This is a genomic window from Vibrio sp. B7 (assembly GCF_963888765.1).
In the GTDB taxonomy this organism is placed as follows: Bacteria; Pseudomonadota; Gammaproteobacteria; order Enterobacterales; family Vibrionaceae; genus Vibrio; species Vibrio anguillarum.
The window spans coordinates 23,739-50,002 of record NZ_CAWPKR010000003.1 but is presented as its reverse complement, the minus strand read 5'-3'; the positions used below and the strand labels follow the sequence as shown (position 1 = coordinate 50,002).

Sequence of the window (26,264 nt, the reverse complement as noted above, 5' to 3'; positions counted from 1 at the left end):
TCAATTTCATTTGTGCAGATGCTGCGCGTGAAATGCTAAGTGATCATCAATGAAACTTTGAATGAAAAAATAACTGTGATCATAACCTTTATGCATTCTTAACGAGAGTGGGCTATTGCTCGCTTGTGCAGCGGCGAGTAAGCGTTCAGGTTTAAGCTGTTCGTGTAAAAACGGGTCTTCCTCTCCTTGGTCAACCAAAATGGGTAAGGATGATGAGTGAGTAGTGAGCAATTCAACCGCATCGTATTGTTTCCAATCTTGCTGGTTATTACCAAGGTAGTGGCGAAATGCTTTTTGCCCCCAAGGGCAGTGTATTGGGTTGCTTATCGGGCTAAAGGCTGAAATCGAGCGATAGCGTTGAGGGTTTTTCAATCCGATGGTTAATGCACCATGGCCACCCATACTGTGTCCTGCAATCGCTCGCTGTTGGTTTACGGGAAAATGTTGCTCTATTAAGGCTGGAAGTTCTTGCACAATGTAGCTGTACATTTGGTAGTACTTATCCCAAGGCGCTTGAGTTGCGTTGAGGTAAAATCCTGCGCCAAGGCCAAAATCATACGCTCCTTGCGGGTCGTCAGGAACACCTTCACCTCTTGGGCTGGTATCGGCGGCAACAATCGCGATACCGAGCTTAGCCGCGCTTTGAAATGCGCCAGCTTTTTGCATGAAGTTTTCATCGCTGCATGTTAAGCCGGATAACCAATACAACACCGGAACCGATTGATAGGCCGCTTGAGGTGGAAGATAAATAGCAAAACGCATACTGCACCCTAGTACTTGTGATGAATGCGTGTACTGTTTATGCCAGCCTTCAAATACTTTGGCTTGGCTAATGTTTTCAATGTGCATAGCAAGTTTCCCCACCCAGCCCTTTAAGAGAAAAGGGCTGACTATTAAGGCTTATTGGTCAAAATGAATCACAGAACGAATACTTTCGCCTTTATGCATTAAATCAAAGGCTTGGTTGATATCCTCTAAACCCATGGTATGGGTAATAAACTCTTGCAAACCAAATTCGCCTGCCAGATAGCGCTCGACAATGTGTGGCAGTTCCGAGCGGCCTTTTACGCCGCCAAATGCACTACCACGCCATACTCGGCCCGTCACTAATTGGAAAGGGCGAGTTGATATTTCTTGGCCCGCGCCAGCCACACCAATAATGACCGATTCTCCCCAGCCTTTATGGCAGCATTCTAACGCTTGGCGCATTACATTGACGTTACCGATGCACTCAAAAGAAAAATCAACACCGCCATCAGTCATCTCAATAATCACTTCTTGGATTGGCTTAGTCAGAGTTTTCGGGTTCAGGCAGTCCGTTGCACCAAGCTGAGTAGCAAGCTCAAACTTACTCTCATTGATATCAATGCCAATAATACGGCTGGCACCGGCCATTCTTGCGCCAATAATGGCGGAAAGCCCGATGCCGCCTAGGCCAAAGATGGCCACAGTATCACCTTGTTTAACTTTGGCCGTATTGAGCACCGCGCCCATGCCCGTTGTGACACCACAACCGAGCAAGCAGACCTCTTCTAATGGCGCCGCTTTATTGACCTTAGCCAAGGAAATTTCTGGCAACACGGTATACTCAGAAAAGGTGGAGCAACCCATATAATGGAAAATGGGTTGGCCGTCTTTATAGAAACGTGTAGTGCCATCAGGCATTAATCCTTTTCCTTGCGTTTCACGTACTGCTTGGCACAGGTTAGTTTTACCTGATTTACAGAATTTGCATTCACCACACTCTGCGGTGTACAAGGGAATGACATGATCTCCTACCTCGACGCTGGTTACCCCTTCACCAATCCGCTCAACGATACCGCCGCCTTCGTGGCCGAGGATAACCGGAAAAATCCCTTCAGGGTCTTCACCAGATAGCGTAAAGGCATCGGTATGACAAACGCCGCTCGCAATAATACGCACCAACACTTCGCCTTTTTGGGGCAACATAACGTCAACCTCCTCGACTTTTAGTGGTTGATTTGGCCCCCACGCAATCGCCGCGCGAGATTTAATGAATTGATGTGATGACATAAGATTTTCCTTTGCACATGACTTGAAGTTTCAAGTGAGTTGGGGAGAGTGACAGTATATTCCCTTCTTGAAATTTGATAATCGGTCTAAAATAAGAATCACTTTTACTTATCAGTAATAATTAAGATGGCGAGTTGGGAAGGCATTCATGAATTTGTTGCGGTGGCTGAAACTGGAAGTTTTACCGCAGCAGCGCACAAACTATCGACATCAGTAGCGAATGTCAGCCGACGTATTGCGCTATTAGAAGAGCGCTTGGCGGTAAAGTTGTTGCAACGTACCACGCGGCGAGTCTCCCTGACCGAAGCGGGTCAACTCTATTATCATCAGTGTCGGCAATTGGTTGAAGGCTTAGCGCAGGCTGATCTTGCTGTCACGCAGATGCAGCAAACGCCGTCAGGTTTACTGAAAGTGACCGCTCCGGTGACTTATGGTGAGCAGAAAGTCGCGCCTTTGCTGCATGAGTTTTTACAGTTACATCCTCAATTGGAGTTGGAACTGATACTCACTAACCAAAAATTGGATCTGATTGCGGAAGGAATTGATGTCGCCGTACGATTAGGGCAGTTAGATGATTCGAGTTTTATTGGCAAAAAGTTATCCAACCGACAACTGTTTGTCTGCGCTAGCCCTGACTATTTGGTGAAATATGGCACCCCCTATTCATTGTCAGAGTTGGTTCATCACCAATGTTTACAAGGCACTATGAACTATTGGCGATTTAAGGATCAGCAACGCTCTCGTGAAATCGGTGTTAAAGGAAAAATTAAATGCAACAGCGGTGTGGCGTTATTGAATGCCGCGTTGCAAGGGATTGGAATCGTACAATTGCCCGACTATTATGTAGAGCCGTATTTGCTCTCGGGTGAGTTGCAAGAAGTGCTACATCAGTACCGAGATGATCGTGAAGGTGTATGGGCCTTATACCCACAAAATCGCCATTTGTCCTCAAAAGTTAGGCTGCTGGTGGATTTTCTGGCAGAACGGCTATCGTCCGCTAACGGCAAAGGCTAGTGAAAGAGAAAATAGGATATATGAATACACAGTTTACCGTTCAAGATCAAAAGTTTATGCGCCGAGCCATCGCGCTTGCCAATCTTGCAGAACAAGCAGGTGAAGTGCCTGTGGGCGCTGTGCTTGTTAAAGATGGCAAAATCATTGCTGAAGGTTGGAATGCCTCTATTGGTCAACATGATGCGACAGCGCACGCTGAAATTCAGACTTTGCGTCAAGCAGGTCAACGGTTACAAAATTATCGTTTGCTTGATACTACCTTATACGTCACTTTAGAGCCCTGTCCAATGTGCGCAGGCGCACTGCTGCATAGCCGAGTCAAAAGGATTGTCTTTGGCGCTCCAGATCTCAAAGCTGGGGCGGCCGGTACGGTGCTGAATTTATTTGAAAGCCAAGCCTCCTATCATTACGCGACGGTCGATAAAGGATTGTTAGAAGAGGAGTGTCGGGAGCAACTGCAATCTTTTTTTAGACGAAGACGCGCAGAGATACAGGCGGAAAAACAGCGGAATAAGCAACAGAGTGATGGGCTTTAGCAAACATCCACTTTGAGTAGATGTTTGCCGCTGAAGATTAAGCAGAGATTAATTGCATAAATGCACGGTTACGCCAGATAATTTTCTTTTTATTATTGGATAACATACGTTTACGACGGTTCGCTGCCACCGTTTTATTAAGGTGTTTTGATAGCTTTTTACGTTTAAGCATAAACAACCTCCTACTGCTGAGTTTTGACAATGATCCCTAATGGTTTAGGGTGCCTTATGACAATCTTAATCTGCCTTTATAGTGCAGGATTGTTACCATAATATGAAACTTAGGAAACGATCTTTTTCACGTTTTGATGTATGGGCTGCACACTTGGAAATCAAGTGTGCAATTTTTGTTCAACGTGGAAGATTTAGCTATTGTTATGCTTATTGAGCTACGGGGTCGAGATACTGATTATCCTGCGCCTCATCGGCCGATTCCATCGCTTCTAACGCGGCCTCCTCCTCCTCAATACTGATCACAACCAAATCATCAGTACCTGAACTATTGTCTATCTGCTTTTGTTGATCAACATGGCCAATAATACTTTGATAATAGCGACGAATATTTTCAACGTAGGCCTTGGCTTCGTCACCTCGCGCGTAGCCATATCGAGTCTGGCTGAAGTATTTCTTTTGTCTCAGTTGAGGGAGGCGTTCTTTGACTTCAGTCCATGAATCAGGGTTCGCACCTTGTTGCTTGGTTAAGCGTCTTGCATCCATCATATGCCCATAGCCGACGTTATAGGAAGCGAGAGCAAACCAAATTTTCTCATGTTCTGGGATGGAGTCTGGTATACGCTGTACCATCCGACGCAGGTATTCGACACCACCACGAATCGATTGTTCCGGATCGAGTCGATTGGCGACACCAACACTTCTTGCCGTAGGGAGAGTCAACATCATCATACCGCGGACCCCGGTGGGGGATTTAGCTAATGGATTCCAGTGAGACTCTTGATAAGCTAAGGCGGCAATCAATCGCCAATCAAACTCGTCAGAATATTGTTGGAAAAGAGGGGCCCATTTTGGTAAGCGGACATCGAGTGCTCTAATAAAGGCGCGCGTATCGACATAATCAAACGTGCCCACGTGACCAATATATTTCTCTTCCAAGGCCGCTAATTGACCAGATTGTTTAAGGTTGCCAAAAAACTCAATCATCAAGGCGTATAAGCTTTCATCTTCAGAGCGACGCATATACCAAGCGATAGGCTGATCTTCAGTTAATTCAAAAGCGACGGCTAAGTCAGGGTAGATTCGCTGCGACAACGAGACTTCGACCGAATCAGCCATGGTAAATAGCAGTTCGCCATTCGAAACCTGTTTTAAAAGGTCGTTAACGTCGGCGTTATTATTCACATTGTACTGAAACTCTGGGTAGATCTGTTTAATGTCGCTGAGCGTATTTTCAAAGTGGGATTCATTCACGATAGAAAAAACGCTGTCACCTTCATGCCCAGCAATCAGTTCCGGTTGTTTTTCCAGTAATTGTTTTAAATTTCTTGGACGCCAGTTGCCTTTCTTATAGACGACTTGTTGGCTGACATAGTAATAAGCGGGCCCTGTTCTGTACTCATTCAAGCGTTGATTCGATTGACTTAACCCTGCAGCAACAACGTCGATTTCCCCATTTTTCAGTGCAGGAAAGAGACTAGACAACCGATAAGCGGGTTTCATCTCTAGTTTAACCCCAAGCTGATTGGCAAATTCGCGCGCTAGTTCGTAGTCCAGCCCTGCAGGGCCATCTGGGCCAATGTAGTAGGAGAGTTGATTGTTCAACGTACCCACTCGCAATACGCCACGTTCACGAATATGGTCAAGCTCGCTTTTAGGATCTGAATCGATTTGGCAACCGACGACAAAAAGAGTGAGTAGGAAAATGGACAATGAGCGATGAAGCTGAATCAGATAATACTTTGGCATTTATGAGCGATCTCTTACATCAATTACTGCCTTTATATCAAAGGCGGCCATATTGGCAAAGTTTCAGATCAAAAACGGATGAAAAAGTGTCGGCGACCACGCTAATGTGGCTGTATTTCAAATTTGACAAAAAAAATGACGCAAACGGTTGCTTTTGGTGTTACGTCACAAAAAGAATTCCTTTATAATACGTTCGAAATCACGAGGTGAAATTGGTATGTATTCAGTTTTCTTTTGTTAACTTATTGTATTTTAATGATTTTGAATTCATTCCAATTACACCTCAACCCACTGTATAAGAGACCTAAGCACATGAGAATTTTGCGTGGCTCCCCAGCGCTTTCTGAGTTTCGTGTTAACAAACTCGTTGAACTTTGTCGTGAACAGCAACTGCCTGTATCGGGTATTTACGCGGAGTTCATGCATTTTGCTGATCTCTCTGCGGATTTAGACGCTCAATCCCTTGAAAAATTAGAGAAACTACTCACTTATGGCCCAACGATTCAAGAACATGAGCCACAAGGTCTTCTTTTACTGGTCACTCCTCGCCCTGGAACCATCTCGCCTTGGTCTTCCAAGGCGACGGATATTGCGCATAACTGTGGTTTGAATGAGGTGAAGCGCTTAGAGCGAGGTACGGCTTACTACATCGAATTAGATCGCGAACTTTCTCAACCGCAACTTGTTACGCTTTATTCACTGCTGTACGACCGAATGATGGAAGTCGTGTTTACCGATTTCGAATCAGCAACCTCACTGTTTAAAGTCGCTGAACCTGCTCCCGTAGCGTACGTCGACTTGCAGAATGGCGGCCGCTCAGCGCTTGAAAAAGCAAACGTTACCCTTGGGCTTGCATTGGCTGACGATGAAATTGATTATTTGTTCGAAAGCTTCGTCACTAAGCTTGAGCGTAATCCAACCGATATCGAATTAATGATGTTTGCTCAAGCAAACTCTGAGCATTGTCGCCATAAAATCTTCAATGCCGATTGGACTATTGATGGCGTTAAGCAAGATAAATCGCTGTTTAAGATGATCAAAAACACTTATGAAGTGACTCCTGATCACGTGCTGTCTGCCTATAAAGATAATGCCGCCGTCATGGTGGGTTCAGAAGTTGGGCGTTTTTTCCCTGATCCAGAGACACGCCAATATGGTTATCACCATGAAAAAGCGCATATTTTAATGAAGGTGGAAACACACAACCACCCGACGGCGATTGCTCCTTGGCCGGGCGCTTCAACGGGTTCCGGTGGTGAAATTCGTGACGAAGGTGCAACGGGGATTGGTGGAAAACCTAAAGCCGGGTTAGTCGGTTTTACTACTTCAAACTTGCGTATTCCTAATTTTGTGCAGCCTTGGGAAACGGATTTTGGTAAACCGGGGCGCATTGTCACGGCACTTGATATTATGCTGGAAGGCCCGCTTGGTGGCGCGGCTTTTAACAACGAATTTGGTCGTCCAAACTTGTTAGGTTACTTCCGTACTTACGAAGAGAAAGTTAACTCTCACGCAGGTGAAGAAGTGCGTGGTTATCACAAACCAATCATGATTGCTGGTGGGATGGGGAATATCCGCGACGAGCATGTGCAGAAAAAAGAGATCCCTGTTGGCGCGAGCTTAATTGTGCTTGGTGGTCCGGCAATGAACATTGGCCTTGGTGGGGGCGCCGCTTCTTCTATGGCATCTGGTCAATCTGCGGAAGATCTTGATTTTGCGTCGGTACAGCGTGAAAACCCAGAGATGGAACGCCGCTGCCAAGAGGTGATTGATCGCTGCTGGCAACTCGGTGAGGCGAATCCGATCGCCTTTATCCATGATGTGGGCGCTGGTGGTATCTCAAACGCATTGCCTGAGCTTGTTGATGATGGTGAACGTGGCGGTATTTTCCAGCTGCGTGATGTACCTAACGATGAGCCGGGAATGAGCCCGCTTGAAATTTGGTGTAATGAATCACAAGAGCGTTACGTACTGGCTGTAGCGCCAGAAAATATGGCGCGCTTTGACGCCATTTGCCAACGTGAGCGCGCGCCTTATGCTGTTGTGGGCATTGCCACTGAAGAGCGTGAACTGAAATTGGAAGATTCACATTTCGACAATACGCCAATTGATATGCCGATGGACGTATTGCTTGGCAAAACACCTAAAATGTATCGTGATGTGAAGACGCTGAAAGTTAATAATCCAGCACTTGATCGCCGTGATATCGAATTGAACGAAGCGATTGATCGTATACTGCGTCTCCCTGCGGTTGCAGAAAAAACCTTCCTCATCACCATTGGTGACCGAACCGTCACTGGCTTGGTCGCTCGTGACCAAATGGTTGGTCCGTGGCAAGTGCCAGTAGCAAACTGCGCGGTCACTGCGGCAAGTTATGATACTTACCATGGCGAAGCGATGTCGATGGGTGAGCGCACGCCAGTTGCTTTGCTGGATTTTGGGGCATCGGCACGTTTAGCCGTGGGCGAAGCGATCACCAATATTGCCGCTACCCATATCGGTGATATCAAACACATTAAGTTGTCGGCGAACTGGATGTCACCAGCGGGTCACCCAGGTGAAGATGCTGGTTTGTATGAGGCAGTAAAAGCGGTCGGTGAAGAGCTTTGTCCTGCGCTCGGCCTGACTATCCCAGTGGGTAAAGATTCGATGTCGATGAAGACCAAATGGGATGAAAATGGCGAACAAAAAGAAGTGACCTCTCCGCTATCATTGGTGATCACGGCATTTGCTCGTGTTGAAGATGTACGTAACACCATCACCCCTCAGTTAAGAACCGATAAGGGCGAAACCTCACTGGTTTTGATTGATTTAGGTAATGGTAAGAATCGCTTGGGCGCAACGGCGTTAGCACAAGTCTACAAACAGTTGGGTGATAAACCCGCAGACGTAGATAATGCGGCGCAGCTTAAAGCCTTCTATGAAGCGATCCAAACCTTGGTCGCGAATCAGCAGATTATCGCTTATCACGATAAAGGTGACGGTGGTTTATTCGTTACGCTAGCTGAAATGGCCTTTGCTGGTCATTGTGGCGTGAAAGCCGATATCGCCGCGCTAGGTGATGATGCGTTGGCCGCGTTATTCAATGAAGAGCTGGGCGCAGTCATTCAAGTTCGTCACCACGATTTAGAGACGGTGATCTCGACGCTAACGACGCATGGTTTACAAGCGTGTTCACACGTTATCGGTCGTGTTGACGCTTCTGATGAACTAGCCATTACTGCTGGTGAACAACCTATTGTTGTGCGTAACCGCACCGAACTTCGCACCATTTGGGCTGAAACCACGCATAAGATGCAAGCGCTACGCGATAACCCGCAGTGCGCGGATCAAGAGTTTGCAGCAAAACAAGATAACAGTGATAAAGGTCTTAACGTCAGTTTGAGCTTTGACGTGCAACAAGATGTTGCGGCACCGTATATTGCTAAAGGCGTGAAGCCAAAAATGGCTATTTTGCGCGAGCAAGGGGTTAACTCACACGTTGAAATGGCGGCAGCGTTTGATCGCGCAGGCTTTGAAACAACCGATATACACATGAGCGACATCTTAACGGGTCAAGCGGTGCTTGAAGAGTACCAAGGCCTCGTCGCATGTGGTGGGTTCTCTTATGGTGACGTATTGGGCGCGGGTGAAGGCTGGGCGAAATCAGTGCTGTTTAATGTACAAGCTCGTGAACAGTTCCAAAGTTTCTTCCAACGTGAAGACACTTTCTCGCTAGGAGTGTGTAACGGTTGTCAAATGCTGTCGAATTTGAAAGAGTTAATCCCCGGCGCTGATTTATGGCCGCGTTTTGTGCGCAATGAATCAGAGCGTTTTGAAGCGCGCTTTAGCTTAGTGGAAGTGCAGCAATCAGATTCACTGTTTTTTAATGAGATGGCTGGCTCGCGCATGCCGATTGCGGTTTCGCATGGCGAAGGGCGCGTTGAAGTTCGTGATACGGCACATTTAGTGGCGATTGAACAATCAGGCACTGTTGCGCTGCGTTTTGTGGATAACAACGGCCATGCCACACAGCAATATCCGAACAACCCAAATGGTTCACCAAATGCCATTACAGGCTTAACGACTCAAGATGGCCGTGTGACGATCATGATGCCGCACCCAGAGCGCGTGTTCCGCACGGTAGCGAACTCTTGGCATCCTGATTCTTGGGGTGAAAATAGCCCATGGATGCGTATGTTCCAAAATGCACGTAAGAACTTAGGGTAACTCACCTTGTCGCCAGTGAGAGAAACGACTTAGTCTTGTTATTCCAGCCGCTGCAACTCAGCGGCTTTTTTGTTTACTTTGAGGATGAATTTTTTGTAAAAAATGCAGAAAAAAATTGTGATTTGTGCTCTAATGCCGCGCTTACCAAGGGATGGTGTTCAACATCCGCCGCCATATAATATAATGGCGCGCGACAAACGTTGATGAGTAATCCCTTATTATTCCCTTAGGAAAACGAAAATGTCAGAAAGTAAAAAATTTACCATCAAAGTGACTGAAAAGCGCAATGGTTGGGCGGCGGAAATCGTACGTCAAGTGACCTCTCGCAGAAGTGTTGTTTCAAAGCGCGAAATGGGTTTTGAAAGCGAAGCACAAGCACAAGCTTGGGCGGAAAAAGAGCTCAGTGGCTTTATTGAGAACCAAGCGAAACGCAATGAGCGTAAGGCTCTGGCAAGAAAAGAGAAAAAAGCTTAGTACAAAAAATCTGAGTGCTGTGTTTTAAGAACTGTTATTTGAACGAAAACCCGCTTTAAATTAGCGGGTTTTTTATGCCTTAACGAAATTGACCGATTTGCGGTAAAAACTCAAAGCCTGCACTGGCTAAGCGAGCTTCTAATGCCGCCCGATCGATATCAAAGTCATCCGCCAGCTTATCGAGATCGCCATTAAAATCATCACGTAGCTTCATATTGATGATGCTCATCAGCATGATTGGATCCATTGTGGCAAAATTGGCTAAATTCATCACTTATCCTCGAAATCAGAAATCAGCAAGTTAGCTGCCGCAAAGGCTGCTTGCTCTCGAACCGCTTTTGGCAGCGATTCGTCTGCTGCGACATCATTCAAGGTTTTGATGGCGCAGGAGATTGCTTGAGGAATATAAGCTTGATCACCACTGCCTATCTGCGCATAAAGCTCGCGCACTAATTCACAACAACCGTAAACTTGCATAGATTAAATCCTAACTAATGATAATGGCTCTCAATATACACATTACGTTTGGCAAAGACAAAATCAGAACTTGCGTTTGCGCAAGCTCTGATTGCATGTGATGAAACTTTAAGCATTCACTTGCTGCTCTAGCGCCATGACCAGATCGTCGGCTAGCTGTAGTTGCTTAGCGAGCTCGTTCAGATACGCTTTTTCCATGAAATTTTGTTCATTGGCGATAAGTAAAGAGGCCAGATAAAGCTCACTCGCTTGTGCGGGCGTTGTGGCTAACTGTGCAATAGCTGCGGGATCGAGCGGTTTATGCAGCTCATTTTTTACCAGTTGCTGCAATTGGTTATCTGCGCCCATTTCAGAGATGGCTTGCTCAATTTTCGCCATTTCTTGTTCATCCACATGACCATCAGCTTTTGCGGCGGCAATCATCGCTTTTAGGATCAGCGTGCTGTGGCTAGCATCATTAGGGTCAAAGCTAGACTGCGGTTGAGTGGTCGTTTGTTTTGCTTGCCAGTCATTATACGCTTTATAGGCTAGTGCGCCGAGCGCCGCTGCTCCACCAATCCCTATCACTTTAGTGCCTATTTTTTTTGCTTTCTTCGAGCCCATCAATAAACCGATTAGGCCACCACCGAGTGCACCAGCTCCTAAGGTTTTGAGTTTACTTGAATCTTGTGTGATAGCGCCGAGTTGGCTTGAACCTTGTTTTACGATGTCTGAATTCAATGCTTGGTTAAGTAAACTTTTTAGATCCATAGGTCACCTCCATTAATAATGGATTAAAGAATAGATCACCGTAGATGAATCGAAGATTAATATGCTTGAAAAAGCTTTTGTGGCTGGTGACAAAATAAAAAAGGTTGCCATTTAGGCAACCTTTTCAAGAGCATACTTTATTAGGCGATTTGAGCATTAATAAAGGAGACTATTTCATTCATAGCGACGGCCGACTTCTCACCACTGCGGCGATGTTTATATTCGAAGTTGCCCTCATCCATACTGCGATCGCCAATAATGATGGTATGTGGCACACCGATCAGTTCCATATCTGAGAACATTACGCCCGGGCGCTCTTTACGATCATCAAATAGCACTTCAATACCAGCTGCGGTCAGTTCCGCATACAGCTTTTCAGCAGCTTGTTGGACGCGCTCTGATTTGTGCATGTTCATGGGGACAATCGCCACTTGGAAAGGCGCGATCGCGTCAGGCCAGATGATGCCGTATTTATCGTTGTTTTGCTCAATGGCTGATGCCACAACGCGTGATACACCAATGCCGTAACAACCCATCTCTAAAATGGTGTTTTTACCATTAGAATCAAGAACGCCACAGTTCATTTTCTCAGAGTAGTTGGTACCCAATTGGAAAATATGACCCACTTCGATACCGCGTTTGAGCATTAGTGTCCCTTTGCCACATGGGCTTGGGTCGCCTTCAACGACGTTACGGAGGTCTTCCACTTTCGCTAGCTCAACGTCACGGCCCCAGTTGATGCCAAAGTAGTGTTTGCCATCGATGTTGGCTCCTGCGCCAAAATCGCTCATGACGGCTACGCTGTGATCAACGATAAACGGCAATTCAAGACCAACAGGGCCAAGAGAGCCAGGGCCTGCGCCAATCAGCGCGCGAATCTCTTCTTCGCTAGCCATTTCTAGCGGAGCGGCAACTTCAGCGAGTTTCTCGGCTTTGATTTCATTGAGTTCATGATCACCACGGATAATCAGTGCCACGATAGAGGCATCGATCTCATCAGATGCTTTTACAAACAGTGTTTTAACTGTTTTCTCAATCGGTAGGCCATGCTGCTCAACCAATTCAGCGATGGTTTTGGCGTTTGGCGTATCAACCTGCGTCATCTCTTGAGTTGGCGCGGCGCGCTCAACGGCTGGCGCAATGGCTTCTGCTTTTTCGATGTTGGCGGCGTAATCCGATTCAGTTGAGAAGGCGATGATGTCTTCACCACTTTCAGCCAATACATGGAACTCATGCGAGCCGTTACCACCGATAGCGCCGGTGTCGGCTAATACTGGGCGGTAATCAAGCCCCATTCGATCGAAGGCTTTACAGTAAGCTTCGTGCATCGCTTGGTAAGATTTCTCTAAGCCTGCTTTATCAATATCAAAGCTATAGGCATCCATCATGCAGAATTCACGAGCACGCATCACACCAAAACGAGGACGTCTCTCATCACGGAATTTGGTTTGAATCTGGTACAGGTTCAGCGGCAATTGCTTGTAAGAGCTGACTTCGTTGCGTACCAAGCTGGTGATCACTTCTTCTGCTGTTGGACTAAGCACAAACGGACGAGTATGGCGGTCAGTAAAGCGAAGTAGCTCAGGGCCCATTTTCTCAGAGCGGCCTGTCTCTTCCCACAGTTCAAACGGTTGCACAACGGGCATCAAGGTTTCGATTGCACCGGCATTGTCGATCTCTTGACGAACGATGTTTTCGACTTTACGCAGCACACGTAGACCAGTAGGCAGCCAGGTATAAAGACCTGAAGCCAGCTTACGGATCATACCTGCACGTAACATGAGCTGATGGCTCACGACTTCTGCGTCGTTTGGAGTCTCCTTCAAAGTAGAAAGAAGATATTTACTGGTACGCATTCTATGGTATCCGTTTCATGATAGTTAAAAGCGCTCTCCAATGAGAGGCTAGAATTAAGCCGCTAATAATATCAGCCAATCGGCTTTGTCAAAAGCGTTCTATTGCGGTTACTGAGACTAAGTTGTTTGCGATAGTGAATTTTACGTTCAGATCGAACAGATTTACCGCATATTCTTTATGATCGATTTTGTGTTTTTTATAGGCTGGGCGAGGGTCTTGAGCCAGCACTTGCTCAATGACGGCTTTAACTATATCGTGATCTGCCCGCGCATTCAGTACCGTTAACGCCGCTTGGCTAAAGGTCACTGCGATCTTGTCGGGCTCGCTCTCGGCATAGCCACCGCTGGCTGTGGCTATCGAATCGGAATAGGGAATATAGGGTTTGATGTCAATGATCGGTGTGTTATCGACTAAATCTACGCTGCCTAGTTCCAAATAAACCTGATCACCTTGCTGAGTGACGCCTTTCAATTCAACGGCAGACATACCGATGCCGTTAGGTCGAAACGTGGCCCGTGAAGCAAATACGCCGATCCGTTCATTTCCGCCTAAGCGCGGTGGGCGCACCGTCGGTTTCCAACCTGCATCGAGGTTTTGGTCAAACAGAAAAAGTAACCAGACATGGCTAAATTGTTCGATACCTCGTACCGACTCTAAGCAATTAGCGTGACCGATGAGCTTGACTCTCGCGCTTGCGCTCGCCACTAAGCGAGGTTGGCGAGGAACGGCAAATTTTTCTTTATAAGGCGTTTCAATAGTGCCAATCGGAGCAATGGTGTGCATATCCGTATCCGTCTTTTTTCACGTTGGTTGAGAAAAATATCACATTTAAGCTTGCTTTTCTTCTTGGTAATGATTATTAATTGGCATGTTATAACATAACAATTTAAGTAAGGGGAAATTGATGAAAGACGGAATTCATCCGCCATACCAAAAAGTGGTTTTCCACGACACCAGTGTGGATAAGTATTTTATTGTGGGTTCAACGCTAAAAACTGATCGGACGATCGAGTGGGAAGATGGCAACACCTATCCTTATTTCACCTTAGATGTGTCGTCTGAATCGCATCCGTATTACACCGGTAAGCAGCGAGTTGTTCAAAAAGAAGGACGAGTGGCGAATTTCAATCGTCGCTTTGCTCAGTTTGGTAAGGAGTAAACTATGAAAGTATTAAGTTCATTAAAAAGCGCAAAATCACGTCATCCAGATTGTCAAATCGTCAAAAGACGCGGTCGTTTATATGTAATTTGTAAAACCAATCCAAGATTTAAGGCGGTTCAGCGCTAATGAAGAGAAACGGTTGGACAGGCTAGTGATTGTCCAACCGTCAAAACGTGGTTATTTGTTCGCTTTAGCCAAAATGCGATCCAAATGGTTGGCAAATTCGCGCCGTTCTGTTTGAGAAAGCGCACTTGGTCCGCCAGTTTGGATACCGCTTGATCGCATTGTGTCCATAAAATCTCGAATATTGAGGCGTGCCTTGATGGTCTCTTTGGTATACAGCTCACCACGAGAATTGAGCGCCAAGCCACCTTTGGTTATCACTTCATCGGCCAGCGGAATATCGGAAGTAATTACCAAATCGCCCACTTCTACCCGTTTGACGATTTCGTTATCGGCAACATCAAAACCACTGGGGACTTGCAGTGAACGAATGTTGGATCGTTGCGGAATCGGAACGACATGATTGGCCACAAAAGTACATTCAACGCCCGTCCTTTCGGCTGCGCGGACAATGGTTTCACGAATTACTTTCGGACATGCATCGGCGTCCACCCAAATTTTCATCATTCAATTACTTCTCGGTTAGTTGTGCCTCTAGGGCTGCTACTCGGGCTGACAAAGCGGCTAGTTGCGTTTCAAGTTCGGCTACCTTGCTCGCGCTATTTTCCGTACTAACGCTCACTTCTACTTTGGGAACTCGGTGTGCATTTTTCCAACTTTTGATGGTTGCAATCAAGGCCGGCATTGGCACTGAGGTGCTAAGACGTGACTTTACTAAGGCCACACTCGGTTCCTTTCCCTGTTGTTGTAAGAGAGTCAAGATGTTTTCTAGTTCTTGAGTGACATCTTTTGTGAGCATAGGTTGTCCTTTTTGTGAGTTGCTGTGATCTTACCTTTTATTTACCAAGAGCAAAAGTGGCGAAGTGTTGTAAGAGATCTCGCACATTGTTTGTAAGAAATCACAGTGTTTAGCGCAGTGTTTGGTGGTGATTTTTTTATAACCATTTGTTTTTAATTAATATATCTATTTCTTTAGGTTGTTTTTTTTAAAATGATATTTTTAGGTGATTGTTTCTTAAAGCCAAACGAGTAAATTGGACCCTGTCGGAAGGATTCTGACAAGGAATTACAAAGCACCAGGGTTTGGTCTCTTCAGGAAGAAGACAAGGTTGTTCACGAAGAATAACCACGCAGGATGCTAGGACAGCGTAAGGATACAACAGTTGGCAGGATGCGAGCTGCATGGATTGGCGATGGACACCTTGTGGATAAGGCAGGACAACATCAGGATGATGTTATGGACACCGCTCAAGGAACAAGTGATGAGTATTGACCGGAGTGTTAGTACCATGGAAAGTTTGGACACCGCTAGGATGGCGATGCAGGATGAGCCGAAGAATTGGCCACTATTATGGATGATGCATGGAGCACACAATTTAGTAGCTGGACTGCTGCGAGTAAGACTTTAAGCCTCGACACATGCGTGTTGAGGCTTTTCTTATTACTTGCATTCTGGCTTTAGCGTGTTGTTGCTTCAAAAAAAGTTCATATGATAAGTGCAGCAAAATAATAACAACAAAAAAACAATCTAGATCAATTACCTCATCGTTCGGTTGGTTTAATTTTCGGCTTCTTTGCAAAAATAGAGTACCAGATTTTATCTGGGCTAAGGCGTATTGCCCTGAGCCTAGTTGAGTCTTTCGGTATTATTTTGCGGCTAACAAGGATTGTACGTGACAACCGTAACAAGAAGAACACTTCTTCTCCCTTACACCGATTCGTTAGAGTCTGATTTTTTGATGCTCAATTGTTGCGCCAAAAATCGGGCACAGATGAATGGCCCTAAAACGGTCGCTTCAGCAAAACAGCTTTTTCAACGAGTGCTTCATGATCCTCATTTGTACGCAATGGCGGTGTTAGATAATTATAACCGCGAATACATGGGGCATTTGTTCATTGAACTTGACGAAGAGCGAGCAGAACTCGGTTTTCTGTTTGATAAATTGTATTGGGGCAAAGGCATTGCAACTGAGGCATTGAAGGCTTTTTTACCTAAAGCGGCCTACCAATTGCAACGACAAAAAATTACAGCCACTGCTAATATTGGCCACCATGCCTCTATTGCGGTACTCAAAAAACTCGGCTTTGAGCTGTTGGGTGAGAAAGAAGATGTTTTTGGCCCTTATTGGGAATTTGAGTTTACATACGATGAGGCGGCAAATGAAAAGCAGATGGCCTAAAGCCTATCATTTGTAATTCACCTTGGTAGCAGTCGTCACCTAGTGCAGAAAACTCAAACCAATAAACGGTATGCCAACGCCAGAGTCCTTCTGGCGTTTTGAATTTGTGGCGTCCAAAAGCAACGCTGATCAGCTGTAAGTCGAGTTGTTCGCATTTTCGACTGATCGCCGCTTTTGCTAATTCGGCTTGGCGACGCTGTTGCCAGAAAAGAAAGCAGCCCAAACTGAGTAATAAAATAGCCAATAGATCGCCTAGCATAAACATTCCAGTTATTGAGTTTTGGTCGCTTGCTGTAAGCGAATTAAGGCATCGGCTAATTCGATCGAAGGGCTAGAATGCAGCAGTGGCAGCAGTACCATTCGCAGTTCTGGCAGCATCACTAAATCAGCAAAGAGCTGGTTAAAGAGGGTTTGATTGCCTGTTTGCGCCAAGCGTAATAAAAACGTTTCGGCAAGCAATGGGTTAGACAATACATGCCACGAGCGCCCTGCAATGGCAATTAATATCTCTTGATGGCTCAAGCGTGGGCTTTGCAGAATACGTTCAACCAAGGTCGCGGTGAGTGCATTATTCGCACCTGATAAGGCTCGTACTAAGGCAGAGAGTAAGAACAGATCAGGTTCGTGGCTTTCGATGTGCAACATTGCCATCTCTTGCAAACGCAGCGCCAACTTATCATTCAACGGTGCACTATGTTCGAGCGCCCCCAGCAGGGCATACAAAGGCTGAGCGGGGAGGTGGTTTAATGCTTTCCTTAATAACACGCTATTTTGTTCTTTGCTTAAACGAGCACAAATATCAGTAATGCCTTGTAAGCCGACCGTCTGCCAGTTTTCCCAGCCTAAATCCCCACTAAAATAGTGTTGTGCATGCTCATAATATTGGCTTGATGGTAGGTTCAACTGGGCGCGTATTTGGCTGTGGAATACCGCCATTTTGTCGTCGCTCGGTTTAAAGGTATAAGGATTATTGGCAAGCTTTTGTTGCTGCTCATCGCTGAGGTCTTGATGCAAACGTGACCCCATCGCTTCAAGTACAAACTTGATGAAGTTACCTATCTCAGCTTGTTTGAGTAGGCCGCGTTCATCCAAAGAGAATTTAAGAAACCAGATCCAAGGTTGTTGGGCTTGGTTCCAATACGCGATGGCAAGATGAGCATGACGCTGCAATGGATAGGGATACGGTTGTTGACCTTTTTCTACTTGAGAAAAGTGTGTATTTTCAATCGGGCAGATGCGTCTTCCTAAATCAAAGATCCGATATTGGCTACCACTATTGGTGAGCAATTGGCTAAGCGTATGAATGGTATCCATGGATAAAGTGGCCTTAACTTGTGTTCTTGAATAACTATTTTTGATCAATAACTCTCTTTGAACAATAAATGGTACTCTATAGCCCATTTTCAAGGTCACTTAGCAAATTAACTTGGTGAATAATGACAGTAAGCACAGAACTTACCCACCTGTTGAAGCAATTAGAAACTCAGCTACGCAATACTCAGTGCTGGCAATCTCAGCCACCAAGCGAAAGCGCATTGATGAGCACAGAGCCTTTCTCCATCGATACCCTCACTCCGGAGCAGTGGCTGCAGTGGATTTTCATCCCCAAAATGTTATTGGCAATTGAGCAGCAAGCAGAGCTTCCTCAAGGGTTTTCGCTCACTCCCTATTTTGAAGAGGCATGGCAACATCAAGCGGAATTGGCTGAGGTGATTCCGCTGCTACGTTTGATTGATGAGGTAAGCCAACCATGTTAGAGATTCTGTATCAGGACGATGATTTGGTCGCCGTGAATAAACCCGCAGGAATGCTGGTGCATCGCTCATGGCTAGATAAACACGAAACGCAATTTGTGATGCAAACGCTGCGCGATCAAATTGGCCAGCATGTGTTTCCCCTACATCGATTAGATAGGCCAACTTCTGGCGTGCTCGTGTTTGCGCTCTCCAGTGAAGTGGCGGCGCAAATGATGCCGATGTTTGCCAACCATCAAATGGAAAAAACGTACCATGCGATTGTGCGTGGTTGGATTGAACAAGGGGATGTGCTTGATTACCCACTCAAAATCGAGTTAGATAAAATTGCCGATAAGTTTGCCAAACAAGATAAAGAAGCCCAAGAAGCGATCACCGCTTATCAACCATTAGCGACAGTAGAAGTGCCGTATTCAACCGGGCGTTTCCCAACCAGCCGCTACTGTTTGGTGGAAATGAAGCCGCAAACGGGCCGTAAACATCAGTTGCGTCGTCATATGCACCATTTGAGTCATCCGATTATTGGTGATACCACTCATGGTGATGGCAAGCACAACCGCCTATTTCGCGATCATTATGACGCGCAGCGTCTGATGCTCCATGCCTCTGAATTACGTTTTACTCATCCGTTTACTGGCCAAGCATTAGTGCTTAAAGCTGGTTTTGATGAGGTATGGCAAAGGCTGTTTACTCAGTTTGAGTGGAGCCAGCCGATATAAAAACAAAACCCTCGCGATGCGAGGGTTTTGAGTATTGGGATGTAACTGAAAGTGGTGTAGCTTATCGAGCTATTCGGTTCATAAAAACCTTCAGTTCATAAAACCGACAGCTTATAAAACGCTCGCTACTTTGCTAAATATTCTTGAATGGAACGCTCGATTCCTTTGGCATCTAAACCTAATTCTGCATGCAGCTCTTCTTGTGTGCCTTGAGCGATGAATTGATCAGGCAAACCTAGATTGAGTACCGGTTTTAGGATTTTCTCTTTCATCATCAATTCAATGACACCAGCACCCGCACCACCTGCAATCGCATTCTCTTCCAAGGTCACTAGCACATCATGTTGCGCAGCCAGTTGGCGAATGAGTGTTTCATCAAGGGGCTTAACAAATCGCATGTCAGCCACTGTTGCATTTAGCTTATCGGCTGCTTCAAGCGCGTTTGGTAGGAAAGTGCCAAAGTTGAGGATCGCGATTTTTTCATTCGCGATAGCCGTGTCACATTGGCGCATAATGCGTCCTTTACCAATCTCTAACGCACTAAATTGGGTTTGGATTTCGACTCCCATGCCATTGCCACGAGGATAACGCACGGCGCTTGGCCCTGTGTGTTTATGGCCGGTATAGAGCATTTGTCGGCACTCATTTTCATCGGCGGGTGCCATGATCACCATGTTGGGAATGCAGCGCATGAAGCTTAAATCAAACGCACCTTGGTGAGTTTGGCCATCAGCTCCGACTAACCCTGCACGGTCAATGGCAAACATAACCGGTAAATTCATGATGGCAACATCGTGGATCAGTTGATCATAACCCCGTTGTAAAAAGGTTGAGTAGATCGCCACTATCGGATGATCTCCCGCAATCGCCATACCTGTCGCAAGGGTGACGGCATGTTGCTCAGCAATCGCCACATCAAAATATTGTTGTGGGAACTCTTTTGAAAAGCGAACCATGCCAGAGCCTTCGCGCATCGCGGGTGTAATCGCCATTAATTTTGGATCTTGCGCGGCCATATCGCATAAAAAATCGCCAAAGATTTTAGAAAAAGTAGGTTTAGCATTGCTGCTTTTTGGCAGGCTAGTGTGGCTCGGGTCAAATTTAGGAACGCCATGGTAACCAATCGGATCTTTTTCGGCGGGCTCATAACCTTTGCCTTTTTTGGTCATGATGTGCAAAAACTGCGGGCCTTTGAGCTCGCGCATGTTGCGTAATGTCTTGATAAGTTCAATCACATCATGGCCATCTACTGGGCCGATATAGTTAAATCCAAGCTCTTCAAACAAGGTGCCGGGTACGACCATGCCTTTCAAGTGCTCTTCTGTGCGGCGTACCAGCTCTTTGATAGGCGGTATGCCAGAGAGCACTTTTTTGCCACCTTCACGGATCGAGGTATAAAGGCTACCGGAAAGCAGTTGCGCTAAATGGTTATTCAGTGCGCCCACGTTTTCAGAGATCGACATTTCGTTGTCGTTGAGCACGACTAACATATCCGGATGAACGTCGCCAGCATGGTTCATTGCTTCAAAGGCCATGCCTGCGGTGATAGCACCATCACCAATCACGCCCACCACTTTGCGATTTTTCCCTTCTTTACCTGCACTGATCGCCATCCCTAAGGCGGCACTGATTGAGGTGGACGAGTGGCCGACAGAGAGCGTGTCATATTCACTTTCTTCACGCCAAGGAAAAGGGTGAAGACCATCTTTTTGACGAATGGTCGACATTTGCTCGCGGCGACCAGTTAATATTTTGTGCGGGTAAGCTTGGTGGCCTACATCCCAAATCAGCTGATCAAAAGGGGTGTTATAGACGTAGTGTAGGGCAACCGTTAATTCAACCGTGCCTAAGCCTGACGCAAGGTGGCCACTCGACTGACTGACGGAATTGAGAAGGTAGTTTCTTAATTCATCACACAACGTTGGCAGAACCTCTTTCGGCAGACTGCGCAGTTCATCGGGTGTATTTGCTAAAGCCAGTGTTGGGTATTTTGAAATATCAAGAGTCATAATTTTGCGCGCTTATAGTTTAGTTCTTGCGCTCGACGACGTATCGGGCGAACTCTTCGAGTGATTCTGTATTGTAGGGTATTGCTTCCAAGGCTTGAAGAGCTTCCTGTAACAGACTTTGTGCTTTATCAATAGCACCTTGTAACCCTAGCAGCGCTGGGTAGGTACTTTTATTGAGTTGTTGATCCGAGCCTTGAGGTTTACCTAATGTCTCGGTATCGCTAACGATATCCAAAATATCATCTTGAACTTGGAATGCGAGACCAACGGCATCGGCATAGCGATCCAATTGTGGTAGTACCGCAAGCCCTTTTTCACCAGCCGCAAGCGCACCTAAACGGATTGCACAACGCATCAAGGCTCCCGTTTTATTGCGATGGATCTCTTCTAATTCCTGCACTGAGACCAGACGATTTTCTGCTTGCAGATCCAACGCTTGCCCTATACACATACCTTGAGCACCGGAAGCTTGAGCCAACATTTGGACCATCTTAATGCGGTTGACTTGCGCATGTTCGGCGAGTTGACCTTCTGCCAAAATAGTAAAGGCCAGTGTTTGCAGGGCATCGCCCGCTAAAATCGCGATGGCTTCGTCAAATTCGATGTGACAAGTGGCTTTACCGCGACGCAATTCATCGTCGTCCATCGCGGGAAGGTCATCGTGGATCAATGAATAAGCATGAATACATTCTATTGCGCAGGCTGGGGTATCGAGTTCATCTGGCGTACAACCAAGCATTTGCCCTGTGATATACACCAAATAAGGTCGAGCTCTTTTGCCGCCAAGTAACAAACCGTAGCGCATCGCGTCAATCAACGGTTGTTTTTGGTGCGGTAAACGGCCTAACCAAAGGTTTAATTGGTCAATATTTCTTTGCTGATAGGAGCTCAGAGCCTCAATCATAGGGCACTCTTTCTACTAAGTTGTGGTATCTACTAGGTTACGATCGACCGTTTCCCTGTGACTTAATTGACAGGTTCATGTCACATAGCGAGCGATGAGATCGATAAATATGAGTCAGTAATAAGTATGTATCAGTAATACGTGCCTATTACTCAGGTAGTTCAGTAAAGTCAGAGAGTGGCGCGTCATCGCTCGCACTGAGCAAAATACTGACTCGCTGCTCCGCTTCACTTAACTTACTTTGTCCAGCACGAGCAAGGGATATTCCGCGCTCGAATTTTTTTAGCGCATCATCTAAGGCTAAATCGCCATTTTCTAGCTGTTCCACTAAGCTATCAAGTTCTTCGATTGTCGCTTCGAAGGACATATTTTCAGGTTTCTTGCTCGCCATAATCTTTTTATCTTGGTAAATATGCACGAAAGTTACCTTAGGGCGTAGTGATGGTCAAATTTAACCAACGATTTTTGTCTGAAAAGTCCCTCTTTTGGAACTGTCACTATCACAAATAATAATACGATACTTAGCAACCAGGCCGATATTTACTGAAATAGTGACGGTGACTCAGAATCTTGGCCATATCAGTGTACTGGCAACAGTGCATCTTTGCTCAGTTTAGGTATAAACTGAATAGAGAGAATTTCGGTATGATCCAATAATTTACTTAAAGATTTGAATCTATTGCCGATAACGAGTTTAAACTCATTATCGCGGGTAAGCAGCATGAGGAGTGCTTTGTGGATTTAGCAACGCTGATAGGCCTGATCGGAGGCCTCGCTTTCGTTATCATGGCGATGATTTTAGGCGGAAGCCTAATGATGTTCTTCGACGTCACATCTATCTTGATCGTAGTGGGGGGCTCAACCTTTGTTGTTTTGATGAAATTCACGATGGGACAATTTTTTGGTGCAGCCAAAGTCGCAGGTAAGGCTTTTATGTTTAAAGCTGATGAGCCTGAAGATTTGATCGCAAAAATCGTGGAAATGGCGGATGCGGCACGTAAAGGCGGCTTTCTTGCGTTAGAAGAGATGGAAATTACTAATAGCTTCATGCAAAAAGGGATCGATTTGCTGGTGGATGGCCATGATGCTGACGTGGTGCGTTCTGCGTTGCAAAAAGACATTGTATTGACCGATGAGCGCCATTCTCAAGGGTCTGGTGTATTTCGTGCCTTTGGTGACGTAGCGCCAGCGATGGGCATGATCGGTACTTTGGTGGGCTTGGTTGCCATGTTGTCTAACATGGATGACCCTAAATCAATTGGCCCTGCCATGGCCGTTGCCTTATTAACTACCTTGTACGGCGCTGTTCTCTCGAACATGATTTTTTTCCCGATTGCAGACAAACTTGCTTTGCGCCGAGACCAAGAAAAGCTTAACCGTCGTTTAATCATGGATGGCGTTCTGGCTATTCAGGATGGACAAAACCCACGGGTCATTGATAGTTATCTGAAAAACTACCTCAATGAAGGCAAGCGTGTTTTAGATGTTGATAGCGAATAACGGAGCCTGTAATGGATGATGAAGAAGGCTGTAAATGCCCACCTCCCGGCTTGCCGTTGTGGATGGGAACCTTTGCCGATTTAATGTCGCTGTTGATGTGTTTCTTCGTACTGCTGCTCTCTTTTTCCGAGATGGACGTTCTGAAGTTTAAACAGATAGCAGGCTCGATGAAGTTTGCTTTTGGTGTGCAAAATCGTTTGGAAGTGAAAGACATTCCTAAAGGGACAAGCATCATTGCACAAGAGTTTCGCCCAGGCCGTCCTGAACCGACACCAATTGATGTCATCATGCAACAAACCATTGATATCACCCAGCAGACATTAAATTTCCAAGAAGGTGATTCTGACCGTTCTGGTGGTATGCAGCGTGATGAAGGGCAATTGACTGGGGGGCAATCCCCAGAAACCTCAACACAGAGCAATCAAAATACCGAATCGGAAATGCAACAACAGCAAGCAGAATCTATGTCGCAGGAGATGGAAATTGTTGAACAGGACATCAAAAAAGCGTTAGCAAGAGAAATCGAACAAGGCGCTATTGAAGTTGAAAACTTAGGTCAGCAATTGGTGATCCGTATTCGTGAAAAAGGTGCGTTTCCCGAAGGTTCTGCATTTCTACAACCTAAGTTTCGTCCATTGGTTCGTCAAATTGCCGATCTGGTTAAAGATGTGCCGGGCATTGTGCGTATTTCTGGCCATACCGACAATCAAAGTGTCGATTCTGAATTGTATCGCTCAAACTGGGATCTTTCGGCTCAACGAGCGGTTTCTGTGGCGCAAGAGATGGAAAAGGTTCGTGGGTTTTCTCATCAACGACTCAGGGTGCGTGGTATGGCCGATACCGACCCAGTCGGCTCTAACGATACGGAAAGTGAACGTTCACGCAACCGCCGAGTAGAAATCAGTATCATGCAAGGTGAACCGCTGTACAGTGATGAAGTTCCATCCGTTCAGTAAGTTACGTTGGATTATGTAAAAACACATAGACGAGCGCTAAGGCTCGTCTTTTTTATGGTTATCACCTCGTGTATAATCCTGCGCCCTTAGCGGTGTATCAGTAGCAAGCAGAATGCGACCCATTGATTCACCACGTTACCCAATCAGATTGCGAATAGAACTATGAAATTTATTGTTAAGCCCCATCCGGAAATTTTTGTTAAAAGTGACTCAGTACGCAAGCGCTTCACAAAAATTTTAGAGTCCAATATTCGTAATATCATCAAACGAAGAACAGAGTCAGTCGCGGTATTTAACCGTCGCGATCACATTGAAGTGGCTGCGCAAAGTGACCAATACTATCAAGAAGTCCTTGAAATTCTGACTCATACTCCTGGCATCCAGCAAGTGCTCGAAGTGCAGCAATCTGAGTTTAAGGATATGCATGACATTTACGAGCAAGTGTTAGCGCTCAGCCGTAATAACATCGAAGGAAAAACTTTTGTTGTGCGTGCTAAGCGTCGAGGAAAGCATGATTTTACCTCAATCGATGTTGAGCGTTATGTTGGTGGTGGTTTAAACCAAGCAGTTGAGAGTGCAAAAGTTCAACTTAAAAACCCGGACGTTACCATCAATATTGAAATAGCCGATGAATTGCTCAATCAAGTGATTGCCCGTTATAAAGGCTTAGGTGGTTTCCCTCTTGGCACTCAAGAAGATTTATTGAGTTTGATTTCTGGTGGTTTTGACTCGGGTGTATCAAGCTATTTACACATCAAACGTGGCTCAAAAGTGCATTATTGCTTCTTCAATTTAGGCGGTCCAGCGCATGAAATTGGTGTAAAGCAAGTGGCCCATTATTTGTGGAATAAATACGGTTCTTCAGCCAAAGTGCGTTTTATCTCGGTCGATTTCGAGCCTGTGGTGGCTGAAATCTTAGAAAAAGTAGACGATGGCCAAATGGGTGTGGTGCTAAAACGTATGTTTATGCGCGCCGCAGGCATGATAGCTCATAAGTTAAATATTGAAGCTTTAGTGACCGGAGAAGCGTTGGGTCAAGTTTCGAGCCAAACTCTAACTAATCTTCGTCATATTGATGGTGTGACAGATACTTTAATTTTACGTCCTCTCATCAACTGGGACAAAGAAGAGATTATTAAAGTGGCGCGCGAGATTGGAACAGAAGATTTTGCCAAAACGATGCCAGAATACTGTGGGGTTATTTCAAAAAGCCCAACAGTTAAAGCGGTGAAAGCGAAATTAGAAGCCGAAGAAGCGAAGTTTGATTTCTCAATCCTAGAGCACGTAGTTTACAACGCTCGTCAAATGGATATTCGTGATATTGAGAAAGAGAGCCAAGAGCAAGCACCTGAAGTTGAACAAGTGACCGCTATCGGAAAAGATGCGGTGGTACTTGATATTCGTAGCCCAGATGAAGAAGATGACAAGCCACTGCTGATTGAAGGTGTGGAAGTAAAACATTTGCCTTTCTACAAGTTATCGACTCAGTTTGGCGATTTGGATCAATCGAAAACATATCTCTTATATTGTGCGCGCGGTGTGATGAGCCGGCTTCAAGCTCTGTATTTGAAAGAGCAAGGCTTTAACAACATCAAGGTATATCGACCTTAATCGTTATCTCGATACAGAATCGACCGCTCACGTTTTCGTGAGCGGTTTTTTTATGGCTCCGACTTAATCACAGAC

Annotated in this window: 28 protein-coding genes; 12 read left to right on the top strand and 16 right to left on the bottom strand. The window is 45.8% G+C overall.

Annotated elements, in window-relative coordinates:
- Positions 1-6 precede the first annotated feature (6 nt).
- Complete coding sequence (fghA, locus tag AACV32_RS01950) at positions 7-849, bottom strand: S-formylglutathione hydrolase (RefSeq protein WP_094123620.1); 843 nt, start codon at positions 847-849, stop codon at positions 7-9.
- Positions 850-900: 51 nt separating this feature from the next.
- Complete coding sequence (locus AACV32_RS01945; RefSeq protein ID WP_017045590.1) at positions 901-2,034, bottom strand: S-(hydroxymethyl)glutathione dehydrogenase/class III alcohol dehydrogenase; 1,134 nt, start codon at positions 2,032-2,034, stop codon at positions 901-903.
- Between the two features lie 126 nt (positions 2,035-2,160).
- Between AACV32_RS01945 and AACV32_RS01940 the strand changes: the two genes are divergently transcribed.
- Both AACV32_RS01940 and tadA read left to right on the top strand, forming a co-directional pair.
- Entirely contained in the window at positions 2,161-3,048 is an 888-nt protein-coding gene (locus AACV32_RS01940; RefSeq protein WP_017045589.1) for a LysR family transcriptional regulator, read from the top strand.
- 20 nt (positions 3,049-3,068) lie between these two features.
- Positions 3,069-3,584, top strand: a complete 516-nt coding sequence (gene tadA, locus AACV32_RS01935; protein ID WP_170894840.1) for a tRNA adenosine(34) deaminase TadA — start codon at positions 3,069-3,071, stop codon at positions 3,582-3,584.
- Between the two features lie 37 nt (positions 3,585-3,621).
- On the opposite strand, the gene AACV32_RS01930 is transcribed toward tadA, so the two are convergent.
- Both AACV32_RS01930 and mltF read right to left on the bottom strand, forming a co-directional pair.
- On the bottom strand, positions 3,622-3,756 hold the full coding sequence (locus tag AACV32_RS01930; protein WP_254917022.1) for a hypothetical protein: 135 nt from the start codon (positions 3,754-3,756) through the stop codon (positions 3,622-3,624).
- Positions 3,757-3,965: 209 nt separating this feature from the next.
- Positions 3,966-5,504 (bottom strand): membrane-bound lytic murein transglycosylase MltF, encoded by a 1,539-nt coding sequence (mltF, locus tag AACV32_RS01925; protein WP_013857418.1) that lies wholly within the window; start codon positions 5,502-5,504, stop codon positions 3,966-3,968.
- A 312-nt stretch (positions 5,505-5,816) separates the two neighbouring features.
- Between mltF and purL the strand changes: the two genes are divergently transcribed.
- Both purL and AACV32_RS01915 read left to right on the top strand, forming a co-directional pair.
- Positions 5,817-9,713, top strand: a complete 3,897-nt coding sequence (gene purL / locus AACV32_RS01920; RefSeq protein WP_170894839.1) for a phosphoribosylformylglycinamidine synthase — start codon at positions 5,817-5,819, stop codon at positions 9,711-9,713.
- 240 nt (positions 9,714-9,953) lie between these two features.
- Positions 9,954-10,187, top strand: coding sequence for a DUF3622 domain-containing protein (locus AACV32_RS01915; RefSeq protein WP_010319076.1), 234 nt, complete (start codon positions 9,954-9,956; stop codon positions 10,185-10,187).
- A 79-nt stretch (positions 10,188-10,266) separates the two neighbouring features.
- Here the strand turns inward: AACV32_RS01915 and AACV32_RS01910 are convergent, their stop codons facing one another.
- The 5 genes from AACV32_RS01910 to tsaA form a co-directional block, all read right to left on the bottom strand.
- Positions 10,267-10,458: a DUF4250 domain-containing protein gene (locus AACV32_RS01910; protein ID WP_026028112.1), complete on the bottom strand. Its 192-nt coding sequence runs from the start codon at positions 10,456-10,458 to the stop codon at positions 10,267-10,269.
- Positions 10,458-10,664: a YaeP family protein gene (locus AACV32_RS01905; protein WP_010319078.1), complete on the bottom strand. Its 207-nt coding sequence runs from the start codon at positions 10,662-10,664 to the stop codon at positions 10,458-10,460. Before AACV32_RS01905 ends, AACV32_RS01910 begins: the two co-directional genes overlap by 1 nt.
- A gap of 108 nt (positions 10,665-10,772) precedes the next feature.
- Positions 10,773-11,414 carry a tellurite resistance TerB family protein gene (locus tag AACV32_RS01900; RefSeq protein WP_170894838.1) on the bottom strand — a complete coding sequence of 214 codons (642 nt, stop codon included), beginning with the start codon at positions 11,412-11,414 and terminating at the stop codon, positions 10,773-10,775.
- Between the two features lie 140 nt (positions 11,415-11,554).
- Positions 11,555-13,270, bottom strand: coding sequence for a proline--tRNA ligase (locus tag AACV32_RS01895; RefSeq protein WP_017047972.1), 1,716 nt, complete (start codon positions 13,268-13,270; stop codon positions 11,555-11,557).
- 88 nt (positions 13,271-13,358) lie between these two features.
- The gene (gene tsaA / locus AACV32_RS01890; RefSeq protein WP_017047973.1) at positions 13,359-14,054 is read right to left on the bottom strand and encodes a tRNA (N6-threonylcarbamoyladenosine(37)-N6)-methyltransferase TrmO; all 696 of its coding nucleotides are present in this window, start codon (positions 14,052-14,054) and stop codon (positions 13,359-13,361) included.
- 121 nt (positions 14,055-14,175) lie between these two features.
- Between tsaA and AACV32_RS01885 the strand changes: the two genes are divergently transcribed.
- Positions 14,176-14,430, top strand: coding sequence for a type B 50S ribosomal protein L31 (locus tag AACV32_RS01885; RefSeq protein ID WP_010319081.1), 255 nt, complete (start codon positions 14,176-14,178; stop codon positions 14,428-14,430).
- A gap of 3 nt (positions 14,431-14,433) precedes the next feature.
- Positions 14,434-14,559: a type B 50S ribosomal protein L36 gene (gene ykgO / locus AACV32_RS01880; RefSeq protein WP_010319082.1), complete on the top strand. Its 126-nt coding sequence runs from the start codon at positions 14,434-14,436 to the stop codon at positions 14,557-14,559.
- Between the two features lie 51 nt (positions 14,560-14,610).
- Here the strand turns inward: ykgO and AACV32_RS01875 are convergent, their stop codons facing one another.
- Together AACV32_RS01875 and AACV32_RS01870 are read right to left on the bottom strand one after the other, a co-directional pair.
- A complete protein-coding gene (locus AACV32_RS01875) occupies positions 14,611-15,060 on the bottom strand; it encodes a YaiI/YqxD family protein (RefSeq protein WP_026027673.1) in 450 nt (149 codons plus the stop codon).
- A 7-nt stretch (positions 15,061-15,067) separates the two neighbouring features.
- A complete protein-coding gene (locus tag AACV32_RS01870) occupies positions 15,068-15,355 on the bottom strand; it encodes a hypothetical protein (RefSeq protein ID WP_047688899.1) in 288 nt (95 codons plus the stop codon).
- An 868-nt stretch (positions 15,356-16,223) separates the two neighbouring features.
- On the opposite strand from AACV32_RS01870, the gene AACV32_RS01865 reads away from it, so the two are divergent.
- The gene (locus AACV32_RS01865; protein ID WP_013857407.1) at positions 16,224-16,736 is read left to right on the top strand and encodes a GNAT family N-acetyltransferase; all 513 of its coding nucleotides are present in this window, start codon (positions 16,224-16,226) and stop codon (positions 16,734-16,736) included.
- Here AACV32_RS01865 and AACV32_RS01860 read toward each other — a convergent pair.
- The gene (locus tag AACV32_RS01860) at positions 16,696-16,995 is read right to left on the bottom strand and encodes a DUF3301 domain-containing protein (protein WP_017045584.1); all 300 of its coding nucleotides are present in this window, start codon (positions 16,993-16,995) and stop codon (positions 16,696-16,698) included. The genes AACV32_RS01865 and AACV32_RS01860 overlap by 41 nt on opposite strands.
- 11 nt (positions 16,996-17,006) lie before the next feature.
- Complete coding sequence (locus AACV32_RS01855; RefSeq protein WP_026028113.1) at positions 17,007-18,050, bottom strand: DUF3549 family protein; 1,044 nt, start codon at positions 18,048-18,050, stop codon at positions 17,007-17,009.
- A gap of 122 nt (positions 18,051-18,172) precedes the next feature.
- On the opposite strand from AACV32_RS01855, the gene AACV32_RS01850 reads away from it, so the two are divergent.
- Together AACV32_RS01850 and truC are read left to right on the top strand one after the other, a co-directional pair.
- The gene (locus AACV32_RS01850) at positions 18,173-18,493 is read left to right on the top strand and encodes a YqcC family protein (protein WP_088721012.1); all 321 of its coding nucleotides are present in this window, start codon (positions 18,173-18,175) and stop codon (positions 18,491-18,493) included.
- Positions 18,487-19,209 carry a tRNA pseudouridine(65) synthase TruC gene (gene truC, locus AACV32_RS01845; protein WP_017045581.1) on the top strand — a complete coding sequence of 241 codons (723 nt, stop codon included), beginning with the start codon at positions 18,487-18,489 and terminating at the stop codon, positions 19,207-19,209. The genes AACV32_RS01850 and truC overlap by 7 nt, the downstream gene beginning before the upstream one ends.
- Before the next feature lie 125 nt (positions 19,210-19,334).
- On the opposite strand, the gene dxs is transcribed toward truC, so the two are convergent.
- The 3 genes from dxs to xseB form a co-directional block, all read right to left on the bottom strand.
- Positions 19,335-21,218 (bottom strand): 1-deoxy-D-xylulose-5-phosphate synthase, encoded by a 1,884-nt coding sequence (gene dxs / locus AACV32_RS01840; RefSeq protein ID WP_013857403.1) that lies wholly within the window; start codon positions 21,216-21,218, stop codon positions 19,335-19,337.
- 19 nt (positions 21,219-21,237) lie between these two features.
- On the bottom strand, positions 21,238-22,122 hold the full coding sequence (gene ispA / locus AACV32_RS01835) for a (2E,6E)-farnesyl diphosphate synthase (protein WP_013857402.1): 885 nt from the start codon (positions 22,120-22,122) through the stop codon (positions 21,238-21,240).
- Between the two features lie 148 nt (positions 22,123-22,270).
- On the bottom strand, positions 22,271-22,513 hold the full coding sequence (gene xseB / locus AACV32_RS01830; RefSeq protein WP_010319093.1) for an exodeoxyribonuclease VII small subunit: 243 nt from the start codon (positions 22,511-22,513) through the stop codon (positions 22,271-22,273).
- A gap of 344 nt (positions 22,514-22,857) precedes the next feature.
- On the opposite strand from xseB, the gene pomA reads away from it, so the two are divergent.
- The 3 genes from pomA to thiI all read left to right on the top strand — a co-directional run bounded on the left by pomA (position 22,858) and on the right by thiI (position 26,189).
- A complete protein-coding gene (gene pomA / locus AACV32_RS01825) occupies positions 22,858-23,622 on the top strand; it encodes a flagellar motor protein PomA (protein WP_017045579.1) in 765 nt (254 codons plus the stop codon).
- A gap of 11 nt (positions 23,623-23,633) precedes the next feature.
- Complete coding sequence (locus AACV32_RS01820; protein ID WP_017045578.1) at positions 23,634-24,578, top strand: flagellar motor protein MotB; 945 nt, start codon at positions 23,634-23,636, stop codon at positions 24,576-24,578.
- A gap of 162 nt (positions 24,579-24,740) precedes the next feature.
- On the top strand, positions 24,741-26,189 hold the full coding sequence (thiI, locus tag AACV32_RS01815; protein WP_026028972.1) for a tRNA uracil 4-sulfurtransferase ThiI: 1,449 nt from the start codon (positions 24,741-24,743) through the stop codon (positions 26,187-26,189).
- The last annotated feature ends 75 nt before the right edge of the window (positions 26,190-26,264 follow it).